At 35.7% G+C, this 16,907-nt stretch carries 20 protein-coding genes; 2 read left to right on the plus strand and 18 right to left on the minus strand.

The window, feature by feature from the left end; all coding sequences use genetic code 11:
- Window positions 1-215: 215 nt before the first annotated feature.
- The 7 genes from NKR20_RS09515 to NKR20_RS09545 all read right to left on the minus strand — a co-directional run bounded on the left by NKR20_RS09515 (window position 216) and on the right by NKR20_RS09545 (window position 4,979).
- A complete protein-coding gene (locus tag NKR20_RS09515) occupies window positions 216-1,463 on the minus strand; it encodes an ABC transporter permease (RefSeq protein ID WP_366519714.1) in 1,248 nt (415 codons plus the stop codon).
- On the minus strand, window positions 1,447-2,346 hold the full coding sequence (locus NKR20_RS09520; RefSeq protein WP_253425954.1) for an ABC transporter ATP-binding protein: 900 nt from the start codon (window positions 2,344-2,346) through the stop codon (window positions 1,447-1,449). Before NKR20_RS09520 ends, NKR20_RS09515 begins: the two co-directional genes overlap by 17 nt.
- 14 nt (window positions 2,347-2,360) lie before the next feature.
- Window positions 2,361-2,894: a DUF2812 domain-containing protein gene (locus NKR20_RS09525; protein ID WP_253425956.1), complete on the minus strand. Its 534-nt coding sequence runs from the start codon at window positions 2,892-2,894 to the stop codon at window positions 2,361-2,363.
- Complete coding sequence (locus NKR20_RS09530) at window positions 2,891-3,208, minus strand: PadR family transcriptional regulator (protein WP_121214962.1); 318 nt, start codon at window positions 3,206-3,208, stop codon at window positions 2,891-2,893. The genes NKR20_RS09525 and NKR20_RS09530 overlap by 4 nt, the downstream gene beginning before the upstream one ends.
- A gap of 155 nt (window positions 3,209-3,363) precedes the next feature.
- Window positions 3,364-3,549, minus strand: coding sequence for a DUF6954 family protein (locus tag NKR20_RS09535; RefSeq protein ID WP_253425959.1), 186 nt, complete (start codon window positions 3,547-3,549; stop codon window positions 3,364-3,366).
- A 31-nt stretch (window positions 3,550-3,580) separates the two neighbouring features.
- On the minus strand, window positions 3,581-3,994 hold the full coding sequence (locus NKR20_RS09540) for a PaaI family thioesterase (protein ID WP_121214964.1): 414 nt from the start codon (window positions 3,992-3,994) through the stop codon (window positions 3,581-3,583).
- Window positions 3,995-4,025: 31 nt separating this feature from the next.
- Window positions 4,026-4,979, minus strand: coding sequence for an alpha/beta hydrolase (locus NKR20_RS09545; RefSeq protein WP_253425962.1), 954 nt, complete (start codon window positions 4,977-4,979; stop codon window positions 4,026-4,028).
- Window positions 4,980-5,318: 339 nt separating this feature from the next.
- Here NKR20_RS09545 and NKR20_RS09550 point away from each other — a divergent pair, with 339 nt between their 5' ends.
- Window positions 5,319-5,696: a CotD family spore coat protein gene (locus NKR20_RS09550; protein WP_121214966.1), complete on the plus strand. Its 378-nt coding sequence runs from the start codon at window positions 5,319-5,321 to the stop codon at window positions 5,694-5,696.
- 462 nt (window positions 5,697-6,158) lie between these two features.
- Here NKR20_RS09550 and NKR20_RS09555 read toward each other — a convergent pair whose 3' ends face one another.
- From NKR20_RS09555 to NKR20_RS09595, 9 genes are all read right to left on the minus strand, one after another.
- A complete protein-coding gene (locus NKR20_RS09555) occupies window positions 6,159-7,313 on the minus strand; it encodes a toxic anion resistance protein (protein ID WP_121214967.1) in 1,155 nt (384 codons plus the stop codon).
- Window positions 7,314-7,468: 155 nt separating this feature from the next.
- Window positions 7,469-9,550 (minus strand): DUF2339 domain-containing protein, encoded by a 2,082-nt coding sequence (locus NKR20_RS09560; RefSeq protein WP_253425965.1) that lies wholly within the window; start codon window positions 9,548-9,550, stop codon window positions 7,469-7,471.
- 137 nt (window positions 9,551-9,687) lie between these two features.
- Entirely contained in the window at window positions 9,688-9,798 is a 111-nt protein-coding gene (locus tag NKR20_RS09565; protein ID WP_121214969.1) for a YjcZ family sporulation protein, read from the minus strand.
- A 172-nt stretch (window positions 9,799-9,970) separates the two neighbouring features.
- Window positions 9,971-10,099: a YjcZ family sporulation protein gene (locus NKR20_RS09570; protein WP_121214970.1), complete on the minus strand. Its 129-nt coding sequence runs from the start codon at window positions 10,097-10,099 to the stop codon at window positions 9,971-9,973.
- Window positions 10,100-10,522: 423 nt separating this feature from the next.
- Complete coding sequence (locus NKR20_RS09575) at window positions 10,523-11,119, minus strand: class I SAM-dependent methyltransferase (protein ID WP_253425968.1); 597 nt, start codon at window positions 11,117-11,119, stop codon at window positions 10,523-10,525.
- A gap of 91 nt (window positions 11,120-11,210) precedes the next feature.
- Window positions 11,211-12,326: an S-layer homology domain-containing protein gene (locus NKR20_RS09580; protein ID WP_253425971.1), complete on the minus strand. Its 1,116-nt coding sequence runs from the start codon at window positions 12,324-12,326 to the stop codon at window positions 11,211-11,213.
- A gap of 222 nt (window positions 12,327-12,548) precedes the next feature.
- Entirely contained in the window at window positions 12,549-12,719 is a 171-nt protein-coding gene (locus NKR20_RS09585) for a hypothetical protein (protein ID WP_253425974.1), read from the minus strand.
- Window positions 12,720-12,995: 276 nt separating this feature from the next.
- Window positions 12,996-13,763, minus strand: coding sequence for an NRDE family protein (locus NKR20_RS09590; protein ID WP_253425977.1), 768 nt, complete (start codon window positions 13,761-13,763; stop codon window positions 12,996-12,998).
- Window positions 13,764-13,774: 11 nt separating this feature from the next.
- The gene (locus tag NKR20_RS09595) at window positions 13,775-13,921 is read right to left on the minus strand and encodes a hypothetical protein (protein WP_170148435.1); all 147 of its coding nucleotides are present in this window, start codon (window positions 13,919-13,921) and stop codon (window positions 13,775-13,777) included.
- Between the two features lie 283 nt (window positions 13,922-14,204).
- On the opposite strand from NKR20_RS09595, the gene serC reads away from it, so the two are divergent.
- Window positions 14,205-15,305 (plus strand): 3-phosphoserine/phosphohydroxythreonine transaminase, encoded by a 1,101-nt coding sequence (gene serC, locus NKR20_RS09600; RefSeq protein WP_253425980.1) that lies wholly within the window; start codon window positions 14,205-14,207, stop codon window positions 15,303-15,305.
- A gap of 126 nt (window positions 15,306-15,431) precedes the next feature.
- On the opposite strand, the gene NKR20_RS09605 is transcribed toward serC, so the two are convergent.
- A complete protein-coding gene (locus tag NKR20_RS09605; RefSeq protein WP_121214976.1) occupies window positions 15,432-16,274 on the minus strand; it encodes a methyl-accepting chemotaxis protein in 843 nt (280 codons plus the stop codon).
- A 159-nt stretch (window positions 16,275-16,433) separates the two neighbouring features.
- Entirely contained in the window at window positions 16,434-16,907 is a 474-nt protein-coding gene (locus tag NKR20_RS09610) for a peptidoglycan recognition protein family protein (protein WP_253425983.1), read from the minus strand.

The following is a 16,907-nucleotide window of genomic DNA, read 5'->3' on the forward strand; positions in this document are numbered from 1 at the left end:
CCTGCCATCTATTCCTTACTCGCTACGCTTCGGAAGAAATAGATGGCAGGAAAGTTACCGTACAAATAGATTTTCTTGTTCTCTCATGTCTTACCCCAACATTTGACAAAGGACCCGTTTTTTTACTATTTTCTTTTATCCCAGCCTACTTCCCTTTGAATGAAAAAGATTGCAAACAAACTCTATCTTCTAGAATTTGTCTACAATCTAATGTTTTACGTTGTTACTTTTAATACCGTTTTAATTTTTTGGATAATGCCACCACTACTATACGTTAATACGCTTCGTTTGTAGAATGAAAGGCTTAACATGTACACAACTACAACCGTAGTAATCAGTACGACAATTGATAGGATCGGCTCGATTGGTGAAATGTCGGTAGCTCCAATACGCATCGGCATGACCATTCCTGATGTTAACGGAATGTAAGAGAACACTTTAATTAATAATGTGTCTGGGTTGCCCATTCCTGAAAGCATTACATAAAAGCCGATTAACGGAATCATGATAGCTGGTGTCATTACTTGAGAAGCTTCTTCCGGTTTGGAAACAAGGGAACCGAACAATGCCCCAATAATGAGATATAAGAAAATTGTTAGGAACAAGAACCCTAAAATATATAATACAAACCCAAAGGAAAGTTCATTAATGGTTGATTGAACAAACTCAAGCTTTTCCCCGCTATCCGTAAATCCAAGGTAAGCAAATAATACTGCGATTATAATACCTATTTGAGTTAGTGCTACTAAGAACACGCCAAAGATTTTCGATTGTAAATGGGTACTTGGTTTTACACTTACCAGTAACATCTCTAATGCACGAGAGCCTTTTTCGTTTGCTACATCCGTTGTAATCATAGATAAAAAGGCCATGATGAAGAAATAAATTACAATCCCCGCTACATAAGAAGCAAACATGCCCGCTTCTTTTTGATCTTCACTTTTTCCATCAGCTACCTCTTCATTTAAATTCGTCATTGTAATAATTGGTTCAGAATTTAAAATTTGGTCTGCTTCTTGCGCCGTTAAATTCAGTTGACCAATGCCGTAAATTTTCCCAGCATATTGAAGAAGGGATGAAATAGCAGATTGATCATTTAATTTCAGTGGCGTATACGTTGCAATATCTGCGCTCAAATTGTTATTTTCTTCTGTCACATGGATAACAGCATCTAGTTTTTCTTCTTTCAGCTGTTCATATAATGCTACCATTTCGCTATTTGGGAATGAATAATTTACATCTTCACTGGATGCAAAAATCGGTTCCAAATCAACGGCTGTTTCATTGACGATTGCCACTTCAATTGCTTCCTCATCCACAAAAATTGCTTTAATGTCAGACCAAAACATTACCACCGTAATTATCCCTATGTACAATAAGGTCATCAGAATAAATGTTTTGGAGCGTATTTTTTGGAAATAGAGTTGTTTTAATAGTATCGAAAATTTACGCAAGATCCCCACCTACCTTATCTTTAAAGATTTCATCGAGGGATAAATAATCTAAACTAAATTTCTCAATATAATTCCCATTTGAAACAAAGTCGAATATTGGTTTTGCATAGGATTCATCGACCAACGTAATAACCACTTCATCTCGTTCTCTTTTAATCTCTTTTATCCCTGACAATCTAGAAAATTCTTCTACAGGTAGCTCCGTGCGAATCGTCAATTTCGTCTTCCCATATTGTTTTTTCAAATCTAGCAAACTTCCGGAGAATAGTGATACCCCGCGCTTTAATAAACATAGATGGTCACATAATTCTTCTACATTATCCATTTGGTGACTGGAAAATAGAATTGTCATACCCTTTTCTTTTAACAACAAAATCGCATTTTTTAATAAATCACGATTCACAGGGTCAAGCCCACTAAATGGTTCGTCTAAAATTAAAAACTTTGGTTTGTGGATGAAACTTGCAATTAATTGAACCTTTTGCTGATTCCCTTTTGATAACGTTTCAGCCTTTGCATTTCGTTTTTCCTCTAAGTCAAAACGTTGAATCCAGAAATCTATTTCCTTTTTCAATTCAGAACGATTCATGCCGCGAAGCTGACCAAAGAAAAATAGTTGTTCTTCTACTTTCATTTGTGGAAATATCCCGCGCTCTTCTGGTAAATAGCCAAGCCAATCACGGTTCACCTTTTTAATCGGAACTCCATCCCACGTAATTGTTCCTGAAGTTTGGTCTTGTAAATCTAAAATCATTCGGAAAGTGGTCGTTTTTCCCGCACCATTTTGACCAATCAATCCAAATATTTCCCCTTTGCCAATGGTGAAATTCAAGTCATTTACGGCTGTGAAATCTTTATATTTCTTCACCACATGTTGCAATGATAATGTCATAGCCCTTCTCCCTTCTAATCATTAAATAGATCTAAATTCTTTTTCAATTGACCTATTTTCTTTCCTACTTTTACTAATGGGATGAAAAGTAAAATGGCTGCTAAGAGGTTTAAACTGCCAAGAATCACTCGGAAAACAGATTCTTCTCCAATATTTGAAATGGTAAAATAGAAATTTAATAGGAAGAAAAAGAAGAACCATAAAAAGATGCGTTTCATATACGCTAATTTTGATGATGTATCACTATAAAGCTCAAATGGACCATCTGCAGTTGCTTTTCTGAAATACGCCCACATTCCACGAGTTTTCACAAGTTCCACACCTGATTGTTGCAAAAATTCGAGGTAATCTTTAACTTGCCCTTTTGCTCCTAAACTACTTACCATCTCATTACGGTAAATGTATTGCCCTGGTGCACCTTTTTCAAATTTATAATAGCCAATATTAAAATCCGTTAAGTGCCATCCTTCTTTTGCCATTTCATTTACCCATTTTTCCTCTTTTTCATAATCTAAAAAGAAACGAAATCTTGAACACTTTTCATTCATTTTTCACTACCCCCTGTTATACGGATACCATTGTCAAAAAGTTCCCTTAATCTTAAAATTTCGTATTCAATTACTTCTTTGCCTTGTTCTGTAATGATATATTCCTTTTTCCGCCCATCTTCTTCAAAGGCTTTAATCCATCCACGATCGAGCAAGGTTTTAATTGCCCCATAAATGGTACCAGCTCCTAATTTCACGCGACCATTCGTCATTTCTTCCGTAAATTGAATCATGCCGTAACCGTGTCGTGGTTCATATAAAGAAAGCAAAATATAATAAACGCCTTCTGTTAACGGTGCAAGCTCTTGTTTCATGAAAATTCACCCCATTTTTATATCGACGTATAATATAATGACTAACGATATATCGTCTATTGATATATATAATATATCAACAGACGATATAAATAGCAAGATGTAAATTGTAAAAAAATGAAAAAACCGGTAATCATATGGTGATTACCGATTTTTTATGTTCTATATTTTTTTCGTATCCAAATAAGGAGCAGAGTTAAAACGATGTAAATAATAATGACAACTACCAATGTTATCATTCGTTCTGCATCCGACCCATCAGCAAATAACACCGGACCTAAACCAAAAAATGTCACCGCTGCATACAGAACAAGAAAAAGGATGGAGATGATCCACTTCATGCACTATCCTCCTAAGGTTAGGCTTTCTATATTACATGCTCGTTTTGTCTCGAATGATTTTAAAACTGCCGATACCTTTTGCAAGGACCTTGCCATCACCAGTATAAATTTCTCCTTCTGCTTGTGTAATGCGGTAGCCAAGTTGGACAATTCGCCCTGTTGCGTAAACTGTCCCAGCAGAAATTGGAGCTAAATAGTTAATATTTAAGTTAATCGTTGCACAGCTAGCCTGCGTTTTTGCCCGAATAAACATTGCAAGCACTTGGTCAATCATGGAAGCATAGATTCCACCATGTAAAGTATCATTGCTGTTTAGAAAGTCTTCACGTATATCAAGCTTTAAAATAACTCGATCTTCTTCAAATGCGATGATATCAAAGCCGATATATTTGAAAAACGGCATTTCCTCAAAGCTTTTTTGAATGTCTAGTATTGTTGTTCCCATGATGTCACCTCAAAAATTATCATAAAAAATTTTAACCTGCAATTTTAGTTGGCTGCAACGTTTCCTTTAAAAATGAATTGACTGCAACAATTGTTTTCTCAATTTCTTCCGAAAAGACTTCATTTTTCGTAAAGAAACTATGAACAAGACCCTTCGCAACTAATTGATTGACTGGTACATTGGCATTTTTTAATTTTTCCCCATATGCAATCCCTTCATCACGTAACACATCATTTTCAGCCACAATAATCATTGCTGAAGGAAGACCTGTCACATCCCTTGCTTTTAATGGTGCTACATAAGGATGTTCTTTTTCTTCTTTGTTATTTAAATAATATTTCCCAAACCATTGCATATCTTTTCGTTCAAGTCCAAATCCTTCTGCAAATTCTTGGTATGAAGCTGTATCATAGCCTAAATCCGTCACTGGATATAGTAAAATTTGTGAAGCAATCGCTGGACCTTGTAAATCTTTCGCCACGAGTGTTACAACAGTAGCAAGATTCGCACCGGCGCTATCTCCCATCACGGAAATTTGATGTTTTATTCCATTAATTAATTTTGCATTTTCAACAGTCCATAAAAATGCATCATAGGCATCATGAACTGGAGTTGGATATTTAAATTCAGGAGCAAGTCGATAATCAACAGATACAACAACGGATTTCGTAATAGCTGCTAATTGTTTGCAAGAGCGATCACTTGTTTCAATGCTATTGATTACCCATCCTCCCCCGTGATAATAAATGATGACAGGAAAAGGACCTTCTCCAACTGGTGTATAAATTCGTATTTTTATTTTGCTTCCATCACGTACTTCAATGTATTCATCTTTTATATTCGCAATTTCAACTGTATTTTGATCATCTTTTACTAAACTTGATGCTCGTAAATCACGTACTTCTTCTGGTGTCATAGTATGGATTGATGGTTGTTTATTAACAGTTTCTAAATATTGACTTGTTTTTAACAATAAATTTGGCAAACCAATCACTTCCCAATGTTTTGAATTCTTATAGATTTAGTATGTTTTAATACTAACTGATTCACTCGGAATTAGCAAGGGAGAAAAAAAGATTTAGTAAAAAATCATGAAATCCAGAATATTATATACTTTTTTGGCGATTTTTGGGTAATTCACTCTACTTGTGATTATTGCTAGAAAATAAAAAATTATGAATTACTCAATAGGCATCTACCTTTTATTTAGTAATTAGACCGATTTTCCTCACAATCTTTCTAATAATAGGTAAACCAACTAACTCTACTATTATTTATTTCATATTTTATTAATGCAACAAATATTAACTAAGGAGGAGAAATTATGCGCAGAAAAAATTGCGGTTGCGGTAGCAGAAAGCCTATCTACTGTCCACCAAACGTACATCCAACACAAGTTGCACCAGCACGCGTATCACCTACTCAAGAAGTAGTTAAAACAAACGTATTCCATACAGTGGTGCCTCACGTTCATCCTACTCACACTCGTACAGTTAATCGTCATTATATTCATAACCAACACTACTTCCCACAAACACAATCTGTTGAGAATGAATATATTCAAACTCAAAGCAACAATCGAGGCAATGTATCCCCAATGGGTCAAGGTCCTATGAGCCAAGTTAGCCCTATGAGTCAAGGTCCTATGGGTCATGGGCATGGTTGCGGTTGCCGCCCTTGTCGTAGAAGAAGAGGGTGGTAATAAAAAAATTACCTACCGTTTTTGACGGTAGGTAGTTTTTTTGTTATATAAGGATCGGGTTAGCTCCTCGACAACTTCAGAATAGTCTTCAAGGACAAAAAGCGCCCTTTTGCCGATTATTCCAGTTGTTGTCGGAGCTAAACGAACGCGCTCCGCTTTTCTTTTGTCTAGCTCCGCGCGTTAGCTCCTCGTCAACTTCAGAATCGTCTTCAAGGGCATAAAGCGCCCTTTTGCCGATTCTTCCAGTTGTTGTCGGAGCTGAACGAACGCGCTCCGCTTTTCTTTTGTCTAGCTGCGAACGCTAGCTCTTTCGGTCACTTCAACTTCCTCCTACGCGTGTAAACACGCTTGTCGGAAGTCTCCGCAGTACAAGGATGTACAAGTGCCGACAATGCCACGTGATGTGGCGTTTTTCTCGGCCAGTTTCTTTCACGGCTGAACGAACGCGCTCCGCTTTTCTTATTAAACTCGTTTTAGTTTTTCGTATTCTAACTGCAATGCTTCAATACGTTTTCTTCCTTCTTCACGGTTGCGGATGGTTTCGACTTGGATTTGTTTTGTTTCTTGAATTCCAGACATGATGGTTTGCCATGTTTTTTCTATTGTTTCAATTTTTATGCTCGGGTTTCCAGCTGAGCGTGCAATGTTTACGCTGTTTTGACGGATATTTTCCGCATTACGAATGAGCATTTCATTCGTCCGTTTATCTAGTTCATTCATTGAATCTGCCACTAATTTTTGGCGTTGAATTGTCACCGCATGGATTAGCCCTTGTTTGAAAATCGGAATCGTTGTCACAAAGGCAGAATTAATCTTCCCAATTAAATGGTTGTTCCCTTGTTGAATCATACGAATTTGTGGGGCTGCTTGGAACGAAACTTGTTGAGCCATTTCTAAATCATAGCGGCGTTGTTCTAACAACTCGATTGTACGGTTCAACGATTCTAGCTCCATAATCGCCTCTTGATCGCCTTCATTCGCTCTTTGATCTAAAATAGGAATTTGAGGTCGCAGTTGATCTAACTTTACTTCAATGGCAGCCACATGCTCACTTAAACTTTGGAAATAGTTTAAGTTTTGCTCATACATTTGCTCTAATTCCATTGTATTTTTCTTCATTTCCAACTCATATTTTGTGATTTCGTTATAGATCACATCTACTTCTTTATTCATCGTGTCGTATTTGGATAAAATCCGTTCCAGTTGCTCTTTCCCTTTATTGAACAACTTTTTCAAAAAGCCGCCCTTTTTCTCTTCTTTGAAATCTTGTGGGTCAAAGCGGTCCATAATTTTATTCAAATGGTTAATCAGTTCACTCGATTTTTCCAGCTTACTAGACTTAATGGAAGCCAACATGCGATCTGAAAACTTGGATATCGCAGTTGCCGTTTCCTTCCCAAATTCCAGAACAGCAATTTGATTTTTATGGTCAATTTTTTCTGCCAACGCTTGTACTTGTGGCTCTTCTTTTAACATTAATTGACGTTTTTTTATTTGTGACATTTCCTCTTGGGATACAAGTTGTACAGGTTGAGGAACTGGTTCTAATGTTGTACTCATTGGTTCAGTTTTTTTTGCATCTAAATCATCGAATAATGGATTTTTTATATCAGACATGAAAATCCTCCGTTCATTCTATTTCTAAATATTGTTATCTTCATCTTATACATAATTCACACATTCGGTCTATATAAAAACATACGAATTAAACAGTAAAAAAGTTTCAGTCAAAAAATAAAAAGCCGCAAACTAATCAGCGGCTTCCAAAAAATTTATTTTTTCGATTTTAACAATTGATTCGATAACAATAATCCAATTCCGCCAACTGCGATAAACAGTAATGCCCGTACTAACAAACTTAAATTTCCTAAATCGATAAAGATTAATTTACAAATTGCAACGCCAAGTATGGTATACCCAAACACGCGAACAATTTTTAATTTACGCTTTGTACTCATCCAAAGTGAGATCGTTGCCGTAACAAACAATAAAATCGTTTTCGTTGCAACAATAGCGATGTAATCAATATATCCGTCGTAAATGAGTTGGTTCAACACACCATAAATCACAAACATGGTGCCAAGGATTCCAAGCATTAGTAACCCATCAATATTAATTTTTAATCCTCGTATCCACTTGTTATATAAATAGCCTTCCTCATAAACATCTGACAGAATACCGATAATGACACACGCATAAACGATTCGAACGATTAGATTCAACCACATCTCCATCCCATCAACATAATGGGTTGGAAGAAGATTTAACGTAACGATTCCAAACGTAACAATGAGAACGTATCGTAAAATCCGTCCAACGATTCGTTCTGGAAGGAAAAACGATCCAAGCATCACAATAACTAATACTAAACATGAAAAATACGGGAACCCATATTCTGAAAAATAAGTACCATCGAATTTCACAATATAAATAAAGAAATATAGTACGATAATTATTGGGTAGAAATCATCAACAAAAGTGATAGCACTTTTCCCAATTGATTTCCCTTTTATATAAGCAAATATCACAACTAAATAAATTAAGATTAATAGATAATTTAAATGTTCGACACTCCAAAATGGTTCTACATCATTAATTAGAATATGTCCTAGAATCAATATCATAAATAATAGACTATACGTAATTTTCATTAGCATCGCACCGAGTCGTACCGCTAACATAATTCCTATAAACGTAGATAGTGGTAAGAGGATATTACCTAGTTCCGGTGATAGCTCTAACGCAAGTAACATGTTGAAAAATGCCAATAAAGCCAGTGTTCCAACCACATCGACAATTCGTTTTTCTCCCCGCTTATGGATGTAAAACGCGAAACTACCATAAATAATGGCTAATACAATAAATGCAATAAAAGAATACTCTGGAATAAAGTGAATCAATAAAAGTGTCAGCCCACTTAAACTAAACAACATTCCTTCATGTAATGCTCTGAATTTACCCGCTTCAAAAGTCTTCAACCAAACCGCAAGTAATACCGCATTTAAGATGACATAACTAATAAAATAGTAAACTTCCCCTTGTTCATTCAAACTATAAATGATTTGTAGTGCAATGATGGAAAAGAAATAGGCCACATATAGCGCCACTCTTTGACGATGTTTGATAAATACCCATTGCATTGCACCAAATAAGAGTAATACGTATAAAAGAATTATGACATTATTAAATTCCATGTACTCCAGTAAATAAGGTAGCAATAATGAAGTGAAAATAATAAACACTGATAACACTTCATTTTTCTTGAAGTAAGATATGATAATTCCGTACGCAATATAAAGTATCGCTATGAATAACGCAACATATAACCCGATTACTTCATACAAGATGGCCCCTGCAGCTGTCGTCAGACTTCCAATCATAAACGATCCACCGTATAACACAACGGTCAACACTTGTGAGCTATCCTGTTTCCTTTTTTCAATTAATGTAGCTATCACGATTAATCCAATGGAAAGGAAGTATGCCAAAATAATTTTAATCGTATTGGAGAATAATCCATAATCACTGATCAGCTTTAATCCCCATAAAACACCTAGGACAAGAATGAGCATAAAGATTTTTGGTAATGCCCAAACAACCATTTCCTCAAAACTACGAGACTTTTTCGGAGGCGTTTCTGGTTTCTCTTGTACTACTGGTTTTAAAATGGTTTTGGGTGATTCCTGCTTATCCCCCCGTTCTTGAGCAGCAGCCTTATTCAGTTTTACTAAATGGTTTTCACTCGTTCCATTTTCGATGACCTGTTTGTTCTGCCTTAGCTCATTCAGTTCAAAACGAAGCGCACGTACTTCTTCCTCTAAACGGGCTATTCGCTTTTCGGTTTCTTGATCCATTATCGAAACCCCTTTTTCTTTTATTTGTACCTATTACTATTTTATTTTAATTTTGCCAAATATAATGTAGTACTAAAAAGCTATTTAAATACAAAATGCCCCGGAAGTATCACTACTTCCGAGGCATTTTTTAAATATTACTTAAAGTAATGTGCACCAACGATAATTAGTAGAATGAATAATACGACAATTAATACAAAATCAGTGTTGTGTCCTTTAGAATAGCCACCATGTGAATTACAATACATGATTTACTCCCCCTTTATACGAGATATTACAATTTATGTTTTTTCACTATAAAGAACAGGGACAAATGACTTAGTTTTTCTTACTACATGACAGAAAATTCTATGAAGACTTCTCATAAAATTTAAATGCATCCATTCCGAGTTTCCCCGAAATGGATGCCCCTTTTAAACATTAACAGTATTTTCCGCCACCATTGAAGTTATAGTAAGCACCAATGATAATTAAAAGAATGAATAGTACTACTAGTAAAGCAAAACCATTCCCTTGACCATATCCATAGTCATTTCCACAGTAACCCATACATAAAACCTCCTCTCTTTGAATACATTGTTAATTTATGATTCTTTCTGAAGGGGGTAGGGGACAAAAGTTTAGTTTTTGTAAAGTTTATTATTTCGAATAATGAGTGCTTTCGTTTCTTCCTTAATAACTACCTCCTGTTACTAATAAATGCAAATGCTCATTTTTGACGTATGACAAATGTTTATTTTTTATTTGCTTTTTGAAAAAATAAAAAGAACCGTAGTTTAATAGTAGGTTCCTCTGTTCTATTCAGTTCCTTACTACAACCAATCTTTCACATAGGCAACTAAGCCAATAACGGCTCCAATTGAAGCACCTAAAAACCCATAGATTATAAGATTATTTGAAGTCTTCTTTTCATTCTTTGTACCATTCATCCGAACCACCTCAATACATATACGAAAAATTTAGGTTTATGTTTCATTTTTTACTAGTAGAGATAAACATAGATGCATCTTGGTTCATAAAAATGTTTTGACCATGGAAAAATGTCTTTATTTGAATTGAATGAAATCCAACCTCTACTAAGATACTTTTTAGTTCATCATGGGCAAATCCATTGTGCACTTTGGGATGGTTTATTTTTTCATTCTTATCAAAATCCACGATGATGAGCTGTCCACCCTCATTTAGGATGTGAAACAATTGTTGTAAAATGATTTTCGTATTAGGAATGTGCAGTAGGACAAGGGACATTAATATAATATCTGCCTTTAATTCCGGTGTTTCTTGCGTAAAATCTGAATAAAGTACCTTTGCATTGGATATTCCCCTGCGCGAAATTTTCCCTTGAGCCACATCTAGCATTTGTTTTGATGAATCAACTAACAATACTGATTCAACCAGATCTGATATTTGTAAACTAACAAGACCTGTACCACTTCCATAATCGATGAAAGATTTGGACCCGCAATTTTGTAATTCCGCTCTAACTTCCTCTGCAATCACATTCGCTAAAGCGATTCTATCTTTTGTGTCATATCGTTTTGCCATTTCTTCAAAAACGTTCTGTTCCATACCCATCCCCCAATTATTTAATAAAGAAATGGTACCACACAAAGTTTAAAGGATACTAAAAAATCCCCACGTTTTTGTAGGGATTGTTGAATTACTCATTTTCCAATACTGCTGCGCTTAGTACGTCCTCATAATCTTCATCATAAACAATGTTATAGATTTTCCACGTATCATCTGCAGTTTTCTTTAGATATGCTGTTCCTGACATATCAACTGTCATGTCAAAATTCATATCTGGTGCTGTCATCACAACTTGAACTTTAAGATTATCGATTTTCACTTCAGCAAAACGTTTATTGAGTGTAGTCACTGTGCTTGTATGTTCACCTACTTGTTTTGCTGTAATAGTACCTTCAAATTCCTCAGAATCTTCTTGTAGTGTCAGCGTATCAAGTGAAAGTGCTAGATAGTAACCCATTGTTGTTTTACGATATAACGTTTTTAACCCATTAATATCTTGTTGATCCGTTAATAAAAACTCTTCCGTAATATTACTGTTCACAACTTGAGTAACGACTGATTCGTCTTCAGCTGTACCAAGTTCTAAATGCAATGCACGGTCAATCATTAATACAGCTTGTGAACGCTTCGCAAAATCATTTGGCTTAAATTCTGTACCATACCCTTTTATGATGCCAACTCCTGCAGCTTTGGCAATTGCTTCATGTGCAGAGTTTTTCGTTGTTACATCTTTGAACGTTTTCATTGGTGCCGAGAAATCAACGGTTGGTTCAAAAGCACGGTAGATCATTGAAGCCATTTGAGCACGGGTAATTTTCTCATTTGGTTTAAATTTGCCATCAGGTTTACCAATAATAATCCCATTGCTAGTGGCAGTTTGTACATAATCATAATACCAATCACTTGATTTTACGTCTGGGAATGATTTTGTAATGTCACCGGGTTTTAAATTCATGGCGTTTACTAAAATTTTTGTAAATTGCGCACGCGTAATCGTATTACCAGGCTTTACAAGAATCGAAGTATATTCATAGATTTCTCCATCTTCTTCATAAACTTCTGTTTCCTCATAACCTTCAATAATATCAGTATACAAAAAGCGTTCAAGCTGATTGTACGCCTCATGATCTTCATAAACATCTTCCATAAAATATTGGTCGATGGATTTGTCTGCGGCAAACGCAGGAGAGACGGAAAAAATTCCGAACGAAAGTATTAGAATGAATAAAATACGTACTAATTTCAAATGGTTTAACACCTTTCCATATAATTTATCTTACTCGAGAATCTTACTCGAAATATAGATAAATGAATATAACAAAAAATATGGAAAGTATGGGAGTTTGCTAGAAGAAAAATTAGCTTAGAACTTCGCTTTTATTTATTCGATGAATACCGTTTTAACGCTATTTTCTACTGAGTTTCGTCTTCATGAGCCTTATGAATACCATTTTAATGCTCTTCTCATCTAAGTTTTGCTAACATGAACGCTTTGAAGGTCGTTCTTCCCAATTCCAGCCGGGTTTTTTTCTTCACCTGGCTTATGAAGACAATTCTCGCTGTTTTCATCGATGTTTTGTCCTTCATCAGGCATATGAAGACCATTTCTTGCCAATTTTAACTGAGTTTTGTCCTTCATCAAGCTTATGAAGACCACTTCTTACCAATTTTAACTGAGTTTTGTCCTTCATCAGGCTTATGAAGACCATTTCTCGCCAATTCCAGCCTCGTTTTGTCCTTCAGCAAGCTTATGAAGACCATTTCTCGCCAATTCCAGCCTCGTTTTGTCCTTCATCAAGCTTATGAAGTCCATTTCTTACCAATTTCACCGAAGTTTTGTCCTTCATCGCAGTTGCCCAACTAAAAACCCAGTTCCAAATCCAATTCCCCGCGCGCTCACCATCACTAAATACCCCTACTCCCCCTCAATCACAAATTCAAATCTCGTATCAAATTGAAATTCCCCATCACGAAATGTTCGCTCAACAAACGTGACTTTATTTTCATTATCCACTAATACAACAGTCGAATTCCTTGTTCCATAGTTCGGCATTTTGATAAACATCGCAGAAAGTCGACGTTCCAGTTCTAGTCCCACCCCTGTATCCGGTAACAGGTGGTCTTCTGCGATTTCAGAATCTGCCACAATCCTAAATAAATCTTCAACATTAATATCAGTGTTTTGCGAAACGTACTCTTCCAACTTCGACTTAGCTTTCTCCACTTTCGGCCAAGGTGTATTTAACGAGCAATTACTCAGGCTATGAGTGCCCGGTTGGATCGTATTCACTTCATCTAAGCGATTATTATAGTGAACAAATTCCCCTCCGTCCCAAAGCAATACATTATATCCACCATATAATGATCGATTTGCTCTTAGATTTTCAATAAACGCACCTATATCCTCACTACCTGTTAAAAAGTTCGTGACGATTTCTCCCCTCGATTTCGGTTTTGCCCCTTCTTTTGGATCGCGGAAATTTGTCACCGCTGCAAATCGCCCATTTTTTGCGATTCCTAGCCATGTCCCCATTTGCAATAAATCACGCCCAGCTAATATAGACGGTTGATCATCCCAAAAATGCGCGGCTTTTGTTGGACGTGAATAGGCTTCATCACGATTAGCTACAAGTATGAATGGATATTTTGGATGTAGATTGTAATGAACGTTAATTAAACACATAAACATTCCCCTTAGTCATTATTTTTAGCATCTAATTTTTCTACGATTTCTCGCAAAATGGCATTCCGTTCCCTCTGTGCTGAAACAATACTTACCATAAACCAGATTATAAATAGTGCGGGAATTACATAAAAAATAAACGCTATGATCATATCCAAATAAGTTACCCCCAATTTCATTTTTCTTTAAAAAACGAACAACCATTAAAAATTTACTATCCACTTAAAAAAATGAAACCAAAATACGAACAATTGAGTTATAATAGTTTTAATCATTCGTGATAATAGATTCTTATTATCTAAAATTGTATCAATTTCTCCCGAAAAAAGTAAAAATAAAATCGAAATATCAAATAATTCATCATTTTTTAAATTTTTACGAGCGAAATGGTAGAAAAGGGTATATAATCAATCTATATTACATCTTCAAGGAGTGTTCGATTTGAGTACAACAACAAAACGTGCCTATAACTTTAATGCAGGTCCATCTGCTTTACCATTAGAAGTTTTAGAAAAGGCACAACAAGAATTAGTGAATTTTAATAATACTGGTATGGCTTTAATGGAAATGAGCCACCGTAGTAAAGATTATGAAGCTGTACATAACGATGCAGTTGCTCGCTTAAAAGCTTTATTTGCGATTCCAGATAACTATGAAGTATTGTTCCTACAAGGTGGAGCTAGCCTTCAATTCACAATGATTCCAATGAACTTCTTAACACCAGAAACAACTGCTAGCTACGTGTTAACTGGTTCTTGGTCTGAAAAAGCTTTAAAAGAAGCTAAACTTTTTGGACAAACTGCTCAAGCTGCTTCAACAAAAGAAAATAACTATCGTAATATTCCTTCTCTTGAAGAAATCAAATTTAACGATACTGATGCATATGTACACATCACTTCAAACAACACAATTTACGGTACACAATGGAAAGAGTTCCCTACTACAGGTGAAGTGACATTAGTTGCCGATATGTCTAGTGATATTTTATCTAGACCAGTGGATGTAAGTAAATTCGGTATTATCTATGCTGGTGCACAAAAGAACCTAGGTCCATCTGGTGTGACTGTAGTCATTATCCGTAAAGACTTACTTGAAAAAGCGAACACTAACATTCCGACAATGTTAAAATATACAACGCATGCTGATGCAAACTCTTTATACAACACTCCTCCAACGTTTGGTATTTATATGTTAGGTGAAGTTTTAAAATGGGTTGAAAATAAAGGCGGATTAGAAGCTATCGAAAAACAAAACGAAGAAAAAGCAAAAGTAATTTACGATGCTATCGATAACAGTAACGGCTTCTATTACGGTCATGCAACACCTGAATCTCGTTCATTAATGAACATCACATTCCGCGTTGCTGATGAAGAGTTAGAGAAAAAATTCCTTGCTGAAGCAAAAGAAGCTGGATTCGTTGGACTAAACGGTCACCGTTCAGTTGGTGGTTGCCGTGCATCTACTTACAACGCAGTACCATTCGAAGCTTGTCAAGCACTTGCAAACTTCATGGTTGAATTCCAAAAAAATAACCAAAAGTAAAATGAAAACACCTTGTCTCTTTTGAGGCAAGGTGTTTTATTTCGATTCGTTAGCTCACCATCAATTTACGTAGCAATGTAATAAAAAAGAAGAGAAATCCCACCCAAGATTTCTCTTCTCACAGTTTTATAATTTTTTAGCCATGTCTTCAATTTCTTCTGCAAAGTCCGTTAAATGCTGAATCGTTTGCGAAATTTCATTAATACTTGAAGTTTGATTGTCCGCAATTTCTAATGTTTCTTTAACGATTGTCGCAACTTGACTTACTTTCACTTTTAATTGGTCGAGTAAATTGCGAATTTCGTTAACAGAATCTGCACTTTGGTCTGCTAATTTTGTAATCTCTTTTGCAACAACACTAAATCCTCTTCCGTATTCACCTGAACGAGCAGCTTCAATACCTGCGTTGAAACCTAAGATTCTCGTATTTTTTGCAACAGAGTTAATCATTTCTAATATTTTCGTTGTATTCTCAACTTGCATGCTCATTTCACTTTGGGCTTCTGTTAAATGTTTGATATATGTACTAAATTCACTAGCGGATTCCGCTAATTGTTCAGTAGAAGCCGATATCTCTTCAGAAGAAGCTGCAAAGTGCTCCGCAACCTGCAATAATTTTGATTGATTTTTTGTACTTTTACTAACCGCAATTGCCCCGATTACTTCCCCGCGATCTCCGTGAATTGGTACTATCATTGCTTGAAACGGATCACCGTATAATTCTGCAGGAACGTTTACAGTTTTTACTTTATTTGTACGAATGACCTCCATAATTGGTTCGTGACTCTCAAGTTTTCTACCTTTTGAACTTTGAACGGCAATTTCTTTCGATAATAGTTGTTCAATTACTGTTTCGCCATCTGTAATGGAAATGTCGACATCTTCTGTAAACAGTTGTTTAATTGTTGGTGCTTGTTTTACGAACCATTGTAATGTTTCATGTACTTCTGTTTTTGTCTCTAAACTCATTAAAAATTCCCCTCTCAAATCAACCTGAACAACCTATTCGCTAATATTATAACACCAATATCGTTTCCAGAAACTCTCATTTTGGTAATATTTTTTGAAAAATTTCCCCTTTCTTCTCCACAAAAAAGCGCCTCCTCTAATGAAGAGACACTCATAGACCTATATTGAGGAATGGATATAACCTTTTATATCATCACGCATTTGATTAACATTGAATAATAATCCAGGGCAACTTTTCGTTACTCCATCAAGTTCACGATGACCGATTACTTGGTGCGGCTCCAAATTATACAATCTCATAATGTGATGACATAATTGAAGGAACGAGGAAAATTGCGATGATGTTGGAAGTTCAATATCAAAGTCTCCTGTTAAACAAATCCCGATTGAATTTCGATTATGCCCATATGCATGAGCACCTACGTGAAACCCTCGTCCTTCAACGATTGTCCCATCTTTTTCTATAAAGAAATTATAGCCAATACCACTCCACCCACGAACTTTTTGATGAAATTCATGACATTCTTCAGCATTCATTTGTGTTCGAGATGTGTGATGAACGATGATTTTCTGTACTTCATCTAAATCTTCTAATGGTTCAATAAAATAAAAATTTTTCTTCACAATTTTCAA

Source organism: Ureibacillus endophyticus (assembly GCF_024159215.1).
Lineage (GTDB): Bacteria > Bacillota > Bacilli > Bacillales_A > Planococcaceae > Ureibacillus > Ureibacillus endophyticus.